General features: G+C 66.0%; 1 protein-coding gene. It reads right to left on the reverse strand.

Features of this window, described 5'->3' with window-relative positions; translation table 11 throughout:
* The coding region (locus AC1DCP_RS26490) for a homogentisate 1,2-dioxygenase (protein ID WP_476774884.1) at positions 1 to 435 on the reverse strand (435 nt) is incomplete at both ends.

Consider the following 435-nt stretch of genomic DNA (forward strand, 5'->3'; position numbering starts at 1 on the left):
ACATCGAGCGGCGAATGGTCGATCTCGGCCTGCCAGAGATTGCCCTGGAACTTGGCGACGAGTTCGAACTTGCCCTCGCGGTCTTCGTAGCTCGCCACCGGCGTCAGGAAGTCACGCGGATTGGCCAGCCCGTTCGAGCCGATCACGCCGAGGTCCGGCAGCTTGAACAGCGCGCCGTAGTTCTCGCAGATATAGCCGCGCGCGGTGCCGTCCGGCAGGTCCACGCGGAAGCGCACGCCGCGCGGAATCACGACGATCTCCTGCGGCTCCACCGCCAGCCGGCCCATTTCCGTCGACAACAGCAGGCGGCCCTGTTGCGGGACGATCAGCATCTCGCCATCGGCGTTGTAGAAGAAGCGGTCCTGCATCGACTGGTTGGCCAGGTACAGGTGGATGCCGCAGCCGGTCATCGCTTCGGGGCTGCCATTGCCGGCC

Source organism: Agrobacterium sp. 10T429, assembly GCF_056393925.1.